We start from the raw sequence: 14,162 nt of genomic DNA, 5'->3' as shown, positions 1-14,162 counted from the left end.
TCGTGCAATTCCTTACAATAATCATAATTAGTCTAGGAAGAATAATAGTTAATGAAGTTAAGACAGTTTTTTTGCATTAGCGTTTTATCGCTTTGTGCGTTTATTTCACATGCGAACAGTGATTTTGTCATTGATGATATCCGTATCCAAGGCTTACAGCGTGTTGCTCTTGGCGCGGCTTTGACCTATGTCCCTGTTCAAGTGGGAGATAAATTAAGTGACTTCCGAGTCAAGCAAGTCATTCGATCGCTGTATTCCTCTACTCACTTTGAAAGTATCAGTGTCGCCCGAGATGGCAACACGTTAGTGATTAAAGTGACAGAGCGACCCACCATTTCAAATATTATCTTTGAAGGTAACGATGATATTAAAGATGATCAATTGCAGGATAGTCTTAATGGTTCAAACATTATTGTTGGAGAGCCATTAGATAAAACCGTTCTCAATTCTATCGAAAACGGGCTGAAAGACTTTTATTATTCTATTGGTAAGTATAATGCAGATGTTACAGCTATTGTGACACCATTGCCGCGTAATCGCGTTGATTTGAAAGTGCTATTTGAAGAAGGTGATGCTGCGAGTATTACTCAAATCAATATTGTCGGTAATGAGATATTTAGTGACCAAGAATTATTTGATCAGATGGAGTTGAAATTTAACCGCCCTTGGTGGGATTTCATGTCTGAAACGCGTTATCAGCAACAAACGTTATCCGGCGATATGGAAACGATTACGAGTTACTACATGGACCGAGGTTACTTGCGATTCGCGATTGACTCAACCCAAGTATCCATGACACCAGATAAAGATGCTATCTACATTACGTTAAATGTATCAGAGGGTGAACAATATAACGTTTCTGAAGTGGAAGTCATTGGCGACCTGATAGGACAAGATGAAATCATCAAACAGTTGGTGCCATTAAGAACAGATATTTTATACAACCAAGCCCAAGTAACTTATGCCGAAGAGTTCGTTAGCAAGTATTTAGGTCGGTTTGGTTATGCTTATCCTACAGTGACGACAATTCCAGAAATTAATGATGAAGATAATACTGTAAAACTCACATTATCTGTAGAACCGGGAAAACGTATTTACGTGCGTCGAATTAATTTTGCAGGTAACAATGTCACTGCCGATGATGTGTTAAGACAGAATGTCACACAAATGGAAGGTGCTTGGTTATCTAACCAATCGCTGGAAACGTCTAAAATTCAATTATCACGTTTAACTTATATGGAAGAGGTTGAGTTTGATACGATTCGATTACCTGGTAAAGAAGACCAAGTAGATGTGAATTTCTCTGTGAAAGAACAACCTGCTGGGTCATTTAATGCGGGGATTGGTTATGGCGATCGCACTAAGTTAAGTTTACAAGCTGGTATCCAGCAAGATAACTTCCTAGGTACAGGTAAGCGTGTTGGGATTAGCCTTAATACAGTATCTTATCAACAATCTGTTTCAGTTAGTTATACTGACCCTTACTTTACTATTGATGGCATTAGTTTAGGCGGTACGCTGAGTTATTCTGAATTTGATGGTGGTAGTTTTAACGTTATTAACTACAATTCAAAACAGTTTGCGGTAGGTGCAAATCTCGGTTATCCCATTGATGCAGTTAATCGCATAAACTTTGGTCTGACTTACACAAATGTGGAATTATTTAACCGCTCAAGTTACGAACAAACGGACCGTTTTTATAATCAATTTATAGACCCTGCAAACCCTGATGCAGCCATCAAGTATGATAGTGTACAAGCATCGGTTGGTTGGTTTAGAAACACACTTAATCGAGGTGTTTTCCCTTCGGATGGTTCTTCACAACGAGCTTCTGTTAGTGTCACCACACCTAATTCTGATGTGCAGTATTTTAAGTCTACGATTGATACTAAGTTCTATTTTCCATTAACTCGGAATCAACGCTGGACCGTACTTGCCCGTGCTCGTTTAGGATATGGTAATGGTTATGGTGATGTAGACGGCGTAGAGCAGATGTTACCATTTACGGAAAACTTTACTGCTGGTGGTTCAGATACGTTACGCGGCTTTGAGAATAACACGGTCGGTCCACGTGGTATCCAGCGTATTTCTCAGGGCACGATTACGACACCAGATGGTACTGTCATACCAGGTTTACCGATAAACGATACCTTATTTTCATCACGTCGTAGCTTAGGTGGTAATGCGCTCGCATTAGCAGGGTTGGAATTAATTGTTCCTACCCCATTTATAGAAACCGAGTTTGATAAATCTGTACGTACCAGTCTTTTCTTTGACGTAGGAAATGTGTGGGACACAGAATTTGATTATGATGAGTTTAAAGATTTAAGTTTATCTGCGACGAGTGATGAGTTACTTGATTACAGTGATTGGAAACTATTTAGAAGCTCTGCTGGTTTATCAGTCCAATGGATTTCACCTATGGGACCTATGGTATTTAGCTTTTCTAAAGCAGTGAAGCAACGCGCAGGTGACGATGCGAAATTCTTTACTTTTAACATTGGTCAAACATTTTAATTTTATTGCATCGTCAGATGCCATTACAGGAGTACACAATGAAAACAATTACAAAAACATTAGCAACAACAGCCTTAATAGCTTCAACATTATTTAGCACGGCTGTAATGGCAGCTCAGAAAGTAGCAATTGTTGATGTGCAAGGAATATTGCAAGTATTACCACAGACAGCTCAAATTGCTCAAAGCATTAACGAAGAGTTTAAAGAGCAGTATGGTGAAATTCAAAAATTACAAAAAGACGGTGAGTTTGAAGTAGAAAAACTGCAACGTGATGGTGCGACTATGTCTGAAGCACAAAAACAAGCCTCTCAAGAAAAAATTATGGCTATCCGTGCTGAATTGCAAGAAAAAGCACAGCCACTTCAACAAGCAGTTCAACGTCGTCAAAACGAAGAACAAACGAAATTGTTGGGTTTAGTTAAGCAAGCAATTGATGCAGTAGCTCAAGCCGAATCTTTCGATATGGTATTAAATGCGAATGCGGTCACATTTGTGAAGCCTGAATTTGATATCTCACAGAAAGTCTTACAGCAGGTTAATACAACTACCACCGCTCAATAAATATATGGGAAGTGCAGACCAACGAAATATGAGTATTTGGTTGGTCTGATTTGTTTTTAGGGGGTTTACAGGTATGGTGACGCCCATTATCAAATTATGGAGTATTTGACCTTGTCAAATGAGTTAAACACGATTGAAATTCGTGAAATTATGGAATTACTTCCACATCGTTATCCTTTTTTATTAGTTGACCGTGTTACTGATTATGAGTTAGGTCAATCCATTAAAGCGTATAAAAATATTACGTTTAATGAACCCTGTTTTACGGGACACTTCCCAGGGCAACCAATTTTCCCGGGTGTCTTAATCCTTGAAGCATTAGCTCAAGTAGCAGGAGTTTTAGGCTTTAAAAGCATGGAGAAGACGGATAAGCTTTACTTGTTCGCAGGTGTTGATAATGCGCGCTTTAAAAAGCCGGTTGTTCCAGGCGATAAGTTAGAAATGGAAGTTGAATTAGTTAAGGAACGTCGTGGTATATGGAAATTCAAGGGTGTTGCACGTGTCGATGGAGACGAAGTGTGTAGCTCAGATTTCATGTGTGCAATGAGAGATATGTAATTTGATCCATTCAACTGCAATAATTGATCCTTCCGCGAGCATTGGACATAATGTGTCCATTGGCCCGTTTTGTTATGTTGGCGAAAACGTAAGCATTGGCGATGACTGTATCCTCGAGTCACACATTGTTATCAAACGTGATACGACGATTGGCAAAGGGAATCATTTTTTTCAGTTCTGTTCGATTGGTGAAGATTGCCAAGACAAAAAGTACGCCGGCGAAAAAACGACACTTATCATTGGCGATAATAATGTGTTTCGTGAGTCATGCTCCATTCATCGAGGTACGACCCAAGATCAGTGCATCACTAAAATTGGGTCGAATAATTTACTCATGGTGAACACTCACCTTGCTCACGATTGTATGGTGGGTGATAACAATATTTTCGCCAATAACGCGACAGTTGCTGGGCACGTTCATATTGGTGACTTTGTTATTTTAGGTGGTATGACGGCAGTACATCAGTTCTGTCATATAGGTTCTCATGCGTTTACTGGTGGCGGTGCAGTTATATTGCGTGATGTTCCGCCCTATGTAATGGTGAACGGCTTAAAGCACATACCACAGACGATCAACTCTGAAGGCTTAAAACGCCGCGGTTTCAGTAGTGACGCTATTATGAACATCAAACGTGCCTATAAAGCATTGTATCGTCAAAATAACACAATTTCAGAAGCGCTTGTCGCCATACAAGGTCTCGCACAACACACTCCCGAATTAGATATTATGGTTGATTTTTTAAGCCAACCTAACCGCGGTATCATTCGTTAATTATGTCCGCTTTTTCAGTGGACAATACACCTTATAAGATTGCTCTGGTTTGCGCTGAACCTTCTGGGGATATGTTAGGCAGTGGCTTAGTTAAACAACTGTTGCGCCGTTATCCTAATGCCCAAATCAAAGGGATTGGAGGCGAGCTATGTCAAGCTCAAGGATTGCATTCCTGGTTTGATATGAATGAATTATCGGTCATGGGCTTGTTTGAAGTCATCAAACATTTACCACGGTTACTCGCGATTCGAAAATCGCTAAAACAGCAATTACTCGACTTTCAACCCGATATCTATGTGGGTGTCGATGCACCTGATTTTAATTTACCTATTGAAGCTTTTTTAAAAAACAAAGGTATCAAAACCGTTCATTATGTTTCGCCAACCATTTGGGCATGGCGTGAATCTCGAGTCCATAAAATTAAACGCGCAGCTGATTGTGTGATGGGGTTGTTCCCTTTTGAAGCGCCAGTATTTGCTAAATATCATGTGAATTATGAGTTTGTGGGTCATCCTATGGCTGACGCAATTGATTTATCTCCTGATAAATCATCTGCTAGAAAGCGATTTAACTTAGGTGATAACGAATCCGTAGTAGCCTTATTACCTGGATCACGAGGCAGTGAAGTACAACAGTTATTGCCTATATTTCTCGATTCACTGGAACAAATGCAAGTGAATCAGCCTAATATTAAAGCGATTATACCGGCAGTTAATGCAGCGCGAGAATCACAAATTCTCAAGATATTGGCTCAGTACCCAAACACGGTTATTGATAATGTGTTAGTAACCCGTGAAGTAGCAAGAACGGCCATGATTGCTAGTGATGCTGTATTATTATCATCAGGTACTGCTACATTAGAAGCTATGTTATGTAAACGACCTATGCTATCAGTGTATAAAATGTCAGGGTTAACTTATCGTATGATGCAGCGATTATATAAACCTAAGTACTTTTCACTACCCAATATCTTAGCAAATGAGCCATTGGTTCCAGAGTTACTCCAAGATGATGTCGACCCAATTGTAATTAGTCATTATATGGTTAATTTACTCACCTTATCTGATAACTTAACGATGGATGAGGCGAACGATGCCAATGGGGATGTTGAATTAATACCTGTCAAAAGTAAGGGTTCGTGTTTATTTACAATAGATAGTAACCGTTTAACCTATATTTTATCCCGATTCACCCAACTTCATTATAATTTAGCGCATGATGCAGATAATCAAGCAGCGAATGTGGTAGCGCAATACTTATCCCAAGCTCAGAGCAAGATAGTAAAGTAATACTTAACCGTGATCGGTTATTAACGGAGAATTAGAAAACATGTTAATCGCTGGTGTAGACGAAGTAGGGCGCGGGCCATTAGTTGGAGATGTTGTGACGGCTGCGGTGATATTGGATCCTGCGCGTCCCATTGCCGCTCTCAATGATTCAAAAAAACTTTCCGAAAAAAAACGAGAAGCTTTATATCCGATAATTAAGGAACAGGCCTTAGCGTGGGCTATTGGTCGAGCGACACCGGCTGAAATTGATGAACTGAATATATTACGCGCAACCATTCTCGCCATGACACGAGCTGTCGCAGGTTTAGGCATAAGGCCTGATTTTGTTCAGGTTGATGGTAATCGCTTACCCGATTGGGATTATGCCAGTGAGGCCATCGTCAAAGGTGACGGCAGTATTGCATGCATTAGTGCCGCTTCTATATTAGCAAAGGTTGTTCGCGATCAAGAAATGGTTGTGTTAGATAAACTTCATCCTGAATACGGATTTGCACAACATAAAGGATATCCCACTAAAGCACACTTAGCGTGTTTGGAACACCTGCCTATCTTATCTTGTTATCGAAAGAGTTTTAAACCGGTTGCACTTAGAGTTAATTTAGTAAAGTAAATTATTATTTTTTTAAAAAGGACCATCGATTATCTCATTGTTTTATGTCATTTTTTGATACACTAATGGCATTAACATTTAGCCTACTTTTTAATTTGGGAACCACTGCTTAAATGTCTTCAGAATTTATCCATTTACGTGTGCATAGTGATTTTTCTATGATGGATGGCTTGAATAAAGTCAAACCACTGTTAGATGAATGCGTAAACCTAAGCATGCCAGCTTTAGCACTGACGGATCAAATGAATATGTGTGGTTTGGTTAAGTTCTATTCTGAGGCGCATAATCGTGGGATAAAACCCATTATTGGTACGGACTTTTGGGTCCAAGATCTTACTCAATCACCGAATATCTTTCGTCTGACATTACTCGCTACCAATAACATTGGTTATAATAATATCACTGTGCTGATTTCTAAGGCATATCAACGTGGTCATGTTAATAACCGTCCAGTCATTGACAAAGCTTGGTTAGCTGAGCATAAAGCCGGTATTATTATCTTATCAGGGGCAACTCGAGGCGATCTCGGTGAGGCATTACTGAAAAATAATCAAAAAGCTGCTCATCAGATAGTTGAGTTTTATCAAACTCACTTTCCTGACCGTTATTATGTAGAGTTAATTCGCACTGGTCGTGTCAATGAAAACGAATATATACGAGCTGCAGTTGCATTTGCCGAGCAATATGCTTTGCCCGTTGTTGCGACTAACGAAGTATGTTTTATAGCATCAGAAAATTTTGCAGCACATGAAATTCGCGTCAGTATTCACGATGGGTACACCTTAGAAGATTCTCGCCGACCTAAACATTATTCTCCGCAGCAATATATGCGCTCGGCAGAAGAAATGGTTGAGTTATTTGACGATATCCCTGAAGCGATAACGAATACTGTTGAGATAGCCAAACGTTGTAATGTCACCGTTCAGTTAGGTACGTATTTCTTACCTAATTTTCCAACGGGTGATTTATCCACTGAAGATTTCCTTGTCAAAGTGTCTAAAGAAGGTCTGGAGCGACGTTTATTAAAGTTGTTTCCTGATGAAACTGACCGTGTCGAAAAGCGGGGTGAATATGACGAACGTCTGGATATCGAGTTAAAAGTAATTAACCAAATGGGCTTTCCTGGTTACTTCTTGATCGTCATGGAATTTATTCAATGGTCAAAAGATAATGGGATCCCTGTTGGACCCGGTCGTGGTTCCGGTGCCGGCTCATTAGTGGCGTATGCATTAGACATCACCGACTTGGACCCATTAGAATTTGATTTACTATTCGAACGCTTCCTTAATCCTGAACGGGTATCAATGCCGGATTTTGATATTGATTTTTGTATGGACCGTCGTGACGAGGTAATTGACCATGTTGCGCAAATGTATGGACGCGAAGCGGTATCTCAAATCATTACTTTTGGTACGATGGCGGCAAAAGCAGTCGTCCGAGATGTTGGGCGTGTACTAGGTCACCCGTACGGATTTGTTGATCGCATCTCAAAACTCATTCCTTCTGATCCTGGTATGACACTAGCCAAAGCATTTGATGTTGAGCCACGTTTAGGTGAACTAGAAAATGCGGATGATGATGTTAAAGAATTATTGACCATGGCTAGGATTCTAGAAGGGGTCACGCGAAATGCAGGTAAGCACGCGGGTGGAGTGGTAATTGCTCCGACTCAGATTACCGATTTTTCGCCATTATATTGTGATGATGAAGGTAGAAACCCCGTCACGCAATTTGATAAAAACGATGTTGAAACAGCCGGACTCGTTAAGTTCGATTTCTTAGGTTTACGGACCTTGACGATCATTCAATGGGCGATTGATATGATTAAAGAAATGACGGGCGAAGAAGTGGATATCACACAAATCCCGTTAGAAGATCCAGCAAGTTTTAAATTACTACAACGTGCTGAGTCTACCGCGGTATTTCAATTAGAATCGCGTGGAATGAAAGATTTGATCAACCGTCTACGTCCGGATTGTTTTGAAGACATCATTGCTTTGGTGGCATTATTTAGACCAGGTCCATTACAGTCTGGTATGGTCGATAATTTTATCGACCGTAAGCATGGGCGAGAGGCGATTTCATATCCCGACGCTAATTATCAACATGAATGTTTGCAGGTAATATTAGAACCGACTTACGGCATTATCTTATACCAAGAACAGGTCATGCAAATAGCTCAAGAAATGGCTGGTTATTCGCTTGGTGGTGCTGATTTATTACGCCGTGCAATGGGTAAGAAAAAGCCTGAAGAGATGGAAAAGCAGCGTTCTGTGTTTGCTGAAGGATCTAAAAATAACAATATCGACCCTGATTTAGCCATGAAAATTTTTGACTTAGTAGAAAAATTTGCTGGTTACGGGTTTAACAAATCCCACTCTGCTGCCTATGCGCTTGTATCTTATCAAACGTTATGGTTAAAAACCCATTATCCAGCTTATTTTATGGCTGCGGTCATGTCTGCGGATATGGATAACACGGATAAGATCGTGACCTTAGCTGACGAGTGTCAGCGTATGGGGATCACGATTTGTCCACCAGATCTCAATAGCGGTAAATACAAGTTTACCGTCAATGAAAATCAAGAAATAGTATATGGTATTGGTGCGATTAAGGGGGTAGGTGAAGGTCCTATCGAAGCCATTATTCAGGCTCGTAACGAGCATGGTGTATTTTCGGATTTGTTTGATTTTTGTGCGAAAATTGACATCAAAAAAGTCAATAAACGCGTGCTAGAAAAACTAGTGCTTGCTGGTGCAATGGACAATTTAGGCCCCCATCGAGCCGCTATCATGGCATCATTACAAGATGCTTTAGAAGCAGCTTCACAACACGCAAAAGCGGAAAGTTTTGGTCAAGGCGATATGTTTGGACTGTTGACTGATGCTGACGACGCTGAGCAGGCTTTTGCAAACGTGCCGGTTTGGTCAGAAAAAGTGTGGCTAGACGGCGAAAAAGAAACATTAGGCTTATATTTAACCGGACACCCAATTAATCGTTATTTAAGTGAGCTAACACATTATACCGATAGTCGTATTAATGATTTGAAGCCTACGGGTAAAGAAAACCAAGTAGCGATTGCTGGTTTAGTCTTAGGTGTAAGGGTGATGACTAACAAAAAAGGTCGCCGCTGGGCAATTGTCACCTTAGATGATAAGTCGGGTCGAATTGATGTTCGTTTATTCCCTGATATGTATGAAACCTATGAACCTTTACTACAATCAGATAAAATATTGTATGTAAAAGGACAGGTCAGCTTTGATGAATTCGCTGCGGGGAATACAATGACCGTCAGAGCTTTAATGGATATTACTGATGCTCGCGAGCAATTTGTTCGCGCACTATCGATTTCACTTGAATATAATGAACAATTAAATCGTAAAATTGATGAAGCATCACGTATTTTAGAACATTATCGAGGGGGGACTTGCCCACTTGAATTTAATGTTAAACATGAAGATTTAGAAGTGGCATTGGTGTCAGATGCACAGTGGTATGTGACACCCAGTGATCAACTATTACACGAATTAAGACAATGTATGGGTGAGCAAAACATTCAACTTATGTTTTCATAACTCCCATCATTCACATTTTATTAGGAAAGTACATGAGCGTACACTTTTTGGATTTTGAGCAACCAATTGCTGAATTAGAAGCCAAAATAGAGGAACTTCGTCTAGTTAATCAAACCGGTAAACTGGATGTGGGTATCGAGGATGAGATAAACCGTCTACAGGACAAAAGTGAAGATCTTACGCGTAAGATATTTAAAGACTTAGGGGCTTGGCAAGTTTCTCAATTGGCACGCCACCCTTTACGTCCTTACACCCATGATTACATTAAACATGCGTTTGGTGAATTCAATGAGCTAGCAGGTGATCGAGCCTATGCCGATGATAAAGCCATTGTCGGCGGTTTAGCCATGCTCGATGATGAGCCGGTAATGATCATTGGTCATCAAAAAGGCCGAGACACTCATGAAAAGATTAAACGTAATTTTGGTATGCCAAAACCAGAAGGTTATCGTAAAGCATTGCGTTTAATGAAAATGGCAGAGCGATTTAACTTACCTGTGATTACTCTAATTGATACTCCGGGAGCCTACCCTGGAGTAGGGGCTGAGGAGCGTGGTCAATCAGAAGCTATCGCGCGTAACCTAAAAGAAATGGCAGAATTAAATGTGCCAGTTATTTGTACGGTTATTGGTGAAGGTGGTTCAGGCGGTGCGTTAGCGATTGGTGTCGGTGATCGTGTCAATATGCTGCAATATTCTACTTATTCGGTTATTTCGCCAGAAGGTTGTGCGTCAATTTTATGGAAAAGTGCCGAAAAAGCCCCATTAGCTGCAGAAGCTATGGGAGTAGGTGCTGAGCAAATTAAAACACTTGGATTAATTAATGAAATTATTCAAGAGCCTTTAGGCGGTGCCCATCGTAATCATATGGGGATGGCTGCGAATTATAAAGCGACCATCAAGCAACAACTTGCTCAATTAAAAGCGCTTAGTTTGGACGAACTCAAAGCTCAGCGTTATGAAAGACTGATGTCGTTTGGCTATTGTTAAGTCGCTAATTAATCTTACTTCTTCAAGCTGGGCCTTCATTCAGAAGCGCCCAGTTTATTTAGCACTCAGTGGTGGCATGGATTCTGTAGTGCTACTTAATGCAGTCATGCAGCAGTGGCCTGTTGATGCACCATACCCACTTACATTACTCCATGTTAATCATCATCTTCAAGCTGATGCGGCGCTTTGGGCCAAGCATTGCCAAAGTTTAGCAAACCGCTATAACATTCCATGTCACGTTTTAGATGTTCAGTTAGATTCTCCTAACAAAAATATTGAATCCCAAGCACGACACGCCCGCTATACTGCCTTATTTAATGCAATGTCGCATAATGGGGTGTTATTAGTTGCACAACATGCTGACGACCAGGTTGAGACTTTGTTTTTACAGTTGAAACGCGGTGCCGGGCTAACCGGCTTATCCGGTATGGTGCCATGGCAATCGGGTTTCCAACAATTTGGTGCCCATCCCTCAATGCATATTTATCGTCCTTTACTTGGTGTCACTCAAGCTCAGATCAATGAATATGCTTCAGTCCATTTATCTCCTAACGATTGGGTCGATGATCCTAGTAATACAGACACTAAGTTTGATAGAAATTTTCTGCGCAACGATGTTATTCCTTTATTGTCCTCACGTTGGAAACAATGGACGAAAAAAGTCGTGCAAAGTATGTCGGTACTAAATGAAGAACATACGTTATTAAATGAAGTTACTCAAGAGCGTTTATTAGCATGTCTCAATACCGATAAATTGATAGTCAATAAATTTACCACGTACTCAAGTTCATGGCAAAAACAAATAGTGCGTCATTTTGCACTTGAAATCGCGAATGTTGCTTTATCTCAAGCTCAACTCCAGCAATTGTTCCAAATCATACATGCTAAGGAGGATGCGAGAGGGCGTTTGAGTGTTAAAAATAACACCAACGCACAGGTTCATTTTGAACGTTTTCAAGGTCAATTATATGTGATTGAAGACGATCAGATTACTGCTGCAAAAGCTTCTATGGCTCAGTTACAAAATAATATTCAAGACGTGCCAGGTTCCAGCATTGATGAAGGCGATTTTTCCGTAAAAGTCGTCTCTCAAAGTTATCCAATAAAACCGGTTGGTGCGGCGCACTCAAAACCGATAAAGCAGTGGTATAAACAGTGGGGCATTGCACCTTGGGAACGGTCTTTTACGTTAATAAAAACACGTGATGATATCGATATTAGCCTTTGGTGTAATGGACGCACCTATGCATTAACTAAGGAAGAGTGATGCCTACTGAATTTATCTCTGTATTAAGTTTACTTGTAGTTGCTGTTATTTCTACATGGTGTTTTAAACGGGTTAATTTACCGCCCATTCTCGCGTATTTGTTTGCAGGCATCATTGTTGGTCCTAGTGCTTTAAGTTTATTTGATCATCCTGAGCAAATGCATGTACTCGCTGAAATAGGCATTGTTTTTTTGCTTTTTACGCTAGGATTAGAATTTTCTTTACCTAAGTTGCAAGCAATGCGGCATTTAGTCTTTGGGCTGGGTATGAGTCAGATGCTACTGACGACATTATCGACGGCAGGTATCGCCTATTTATTTGGTTTCTCTTTATCCGGATCGATGGTGATTGGTGGGATAATAGGCTTATCTTCAACCGCAATTGTCATTAAACAAACGGCAGAAATGGGGACATTAAATACACCACGATCACAACTTGCTGTGTCAATTTTGCTATTCCAAGATTTAGCGGTTGTACCATTTCTCATATTTATTCCTTTGATCAATAGTCCTTCAGATTCATCTTTTAGCATGTTGATGTTGTTCGCGTTCTTAAAAGGAATGGCTGTTATTACTACGCTGTTATTGATTGGTAAGTGGGTCTTACCTAAGGTGTTTCGAGAAATTGCGAATACGCGTACGGATGAGTTATTTGTATTAACGACTATCACTGTGGTGTTAATGGCCTCTGGATTGACTTATGCAATGGGATTATCACTTGCGCTTGGCGCATTCATCGCTGGTATGATGCTAGGTGAGAGCCAATACAAATATCAATTAGAGTCAGATATTAGGCCTTTTCAAGATATTTTGATGGGATTATTTTTTGTTACCGTAGGGATGCGTTTGGATTTACTCATTGTATGGAACTATGCGTCTATTATTGTCGGCGGTTTAGTTGCTATGCTGATATTGAAAATAGTAATTGTCCGTTTTTCCGCTTTAATTTTTAACACGAATCATAACGATGCTTGGGCGGCTGCATTTAAGGTCTGTCAGATGGGGGAGTTTAGTTTTATATTAGCGTCACTCGCTGTCACTCATAATGTATTAGATTCTCAAACGGCTTCAATTCTAGTCAGTATTGGCATTTTAAGCATGATGTGCACGCCTTACCTTGTTGCTAATAGTGTTCGTTTTGCCAATTTCTTCGCACCTGATTCTACAGCGAGTTTAATTAACAATGCTCAAATACTTGAGCAGGAACGAACGGGTCATGTCATTATTTTGGGCTATGGGCGTGTAGGCCAGTCTACTGCACGTATGTTAGATATGGAAAATATCAACTATATTGCGGTTGATATTGATCCGATTAGGGTGCAAGAATCACAAACGGCAGATGAACCCGTGATTTATGGTGATGTGTCGGATAAAGCTATATTACGCAGTGTCAACATAGATAAAGCGGTGTCGGTCATTGTCACATTTGACCATATACCTAAAGCAACTCAATGCATTGATTGTATCCGAGGGTTTAATCGTGATATCCCTATTATTGTGCGTACACGTAAAGATTATGCCATGGATACATTATATAATAGCGGTGCGACTCAAGTGGTACCTGAGCTTCAAGAGGGGGTATTGATGTTAGTTTCACAGGTATATCATTACAGTGGCGTACCGATGGCTAAAATCCTAAAACGTATTCGTAATGAACGTAAAGGGCACTATGATCATTTACATGGTTTTTATCCAGGTGAAACAACTGAAGTTAGTTATGAGAGCGCAGATAAATTGCGTTTCATGCATGCAATCAATATTAATCGTTCTGCTTGGGCCGTAGGTAAAACGGTTGGTCAATGTGATTTGTTGAAATATGGCGTCCACATAAAAAAAATTAAACGCGCTAACAATGTCATACTTGAACCCACAATGCAGGAAATTTTGTTAGATGATGATATTTTAGTGATCAGTGGTAAACCTGGACGAGTTGAACGTGCAGAGCGATTTATTCTTGATGGTCATTGATCGTTAAATCAAACAATAATCCAATGCAGATGCATTATAATGAATCTTTAAAATC

10 protein-coding genes are annotated in these 14,162 nt (G+C 40.2%); all 10 read left to right on the top strand.

Translation table 11 applies throughout. From position 1 onward, the window contains the following. Window positions 1–51 precede the first annotated feature (51 nt). The 10 genes from bamA (at window position 52) to G2999_RS02875 (ending at window position 14,107) form a co-directional block, all read left to right on the top strand. Window positions 52–2,517 (top strand): outer membrane protein assembly factor BamA, encoded by a 2,466-nt coding sequence (gene bamA, locus G2999_RS02920; protein WP_010178554.1) that lies wholly within the window; start codon window positions 52–54, stop codon window positions 2,515–2,517. 38 nt (window positions 2,518–2,555) lie between these two features. Continuing rightward, the gene (locus tag G2999_RS02915) at window positions 2,556–3,080 is read left to right on the top strand and encodes an OmpH family outer membrane protein (protein ID WP_010178552.1); all 525 of its coding nucleotides are present in this window, start codon (window positions 2,556–2,558) and stop codon (window positions 3,078–3,080) included. A gap of 111 nt (window positions 3,081–3,191) precedes the next feature. Further along, the gene (fabZ, locus tag G2999_RS02910) at window positions 3,192–3,638 is read left to right on the top strand and encodes a 3-hydroxyacyl-ACP dehydratase FabZ (protein WP_010178550.1); all 447 of its coding nucleotides are present in this window, start codon (window positions 3,192–3,194) and stop codon (window positions 3,636–3,638) included. A 1-nt stretch (window position 3,639) separates the two neighbouring features. After that, the gene (gene lpxA / locus G2999_RS02905; protein ID WP_010178548.1) at window positions 3,640–4,410 is read left to right on the top strand and encodes an acyl-ACP--UDP-N-acetylglucosamine O-acyltransferase; all 771 of its coding nucleotides are present in this window, start codon (window positions 3,640–3,642) and stop codon (window positions 4,408–4,410) included. Window positions 4,411–4,412: 2 nt separating this feature from the next. Further along, window positions 4,413–5,699, top strand: coding sequence for a lipid-A-disaccharide synthase (lpxB, locus tag G2999_RS02900; RefSeq protein WP_010178546.1), 1,287 nt, complete (start codon window positions 4,413–4,415; stop codon window positions 5,697–5,699). A 40-nt stretch (window positions 5,700–5,739) separates the two neighbouring features. After that, entirely contained in the window at window positions 5,740–6,309 is a 570-nt protein-coding gene (gene rnhB / locus G2999_RS02895) for a ribonuclease HII (RefSeq protein WP_010178544.1), read from the top strand. Between the two features lie 113 nt (window positions 6,310–6,422). Next, entirely contained in the window at window positions 6,423–9,884 is a 3,462-nt protein-coding gene (gene dnaE, locus G2999_RS02890) for a DNA polymerase III subunit alpha (RefSeq protein ID WP_029257350.1), read from the top strand. A 32-nt stretch (window positions 9,885–9,916) separates the two neighbouring features. Further along, window positions 9,917–10,873, top strand: a complete 957-nt coding sequence (gene accA / locus G2999_RS02885; RefSeq protein ID WP_010178540.1) for an acetyl-CoA carboxylase carboxyl transferase subunit alpha — start codon at window positions 9,917–9,919, stop codon at window positions 10,871–10,873. After that, entirely contained in the window at window positions 10,860–12,140 is a 1,281-nt protein-coding gene (gene tilS, locus G2999_RS02880) for a tRNA lysidine(34) synthetase TilS (protein WP_010178539.1), read from the top strand. Before accA ends, tilS begins: the two co-directional genes overlap by 14 nt. Then, window positions 12,140–14,107 (top strand): monovalent cation:proton antiporter family protein, encoded by a 1,968-nt coding sequence (locus G2999_RS02875; protein ID WP_010178537.1) that lies wholly within the window; start codon window positions 12,140–12,142, stop codon window positions 14,105–14,107. The genes tilS and G2999_RS02875 overlap by 1 nt, the downstream gene beginning before the upstream one ends. Window positions 14,108–14,162 lie beyond the last annotated feature (55 nt).

The sequence above is a fragment of the Glaciecola sp. HTCC2999 genome, from assembly GCF_000155775.1.
In the GTDB taxonomy this organism is placed as follows: Bacteria; Pseudomonadota; Gammaproteobacteria; order Enterobacterales; family Alteromonadaceae; genus Opacimonas.
The sequence above is the reverse complement of the archived record's forward strand: the minus strand, read 5'-3'. Positions and strand labels throughout refer to the sequence as shown.